The sequence below is a fragment of the Mesorhizobium sp. 1B3 genome, from assembly GCF_050958605.1.
GTDB lineage: Bacteria > Pseudomonadota > Alphaproteobacteria > Rhizobiales > Rhizobiaceae.
Genome location: NZ_JBJHDO010000042.1, coordinates 1 through 373, shown reverse-complemented (window position 1 = coordinate 373; position 373 = coordinate 1). Strand labels below are relative to the sequence as shown.

At 67.0% G+C, this 373-nt stretch carries 1 protein-coding gene; it reads left to right on the top strand.

Annotated features, from left to right (window positions below; translation table 11 throughout):
- On the top strand, positions 1-327 hold a 327-nt coding region (locus ACCO56_RS33075), incomplete at its 5' end, for a TRAP transporter large permease subunit (protein WP_433645214.1).
- Between the last annotated feature and the right edge of the window lie 46 nt (positions 328-373).

Here is a 373-nt window from a genome sequence, read left to right as displayed (position 1 = left end):
CTGATGTTCGGGCTGTTCGCGGCCGGCATGTTCCTGGAGGAGGTGACGGTCATCGTCCTGGCCATCCCGATCATCATCCCGATGGTGCAGGCGGCCGGCATCGACGTGATCTGGTTCGGGGTGATGGCCTGTTTCGTCATCTCGCTGGGGCTGCTGACGCCGCCGGTCGGGCTTGTCGCCTTCTCGGCCGCCACCGCCGCCCGCACCCCGGTGGGGCCGGTGTTCCGGCCCTGCCTCACCTTCTCGTCGATCGCCGCCTTGGTGGTCGTCGCCGCGATGATGATCTTCCCCGGCATCGCCACCTGGCTGCCGAGCCATCTCAACTGAGGTCCGCCATGCGCTTCTGGAGAACCATCTGGGCCTTCGAATGGGG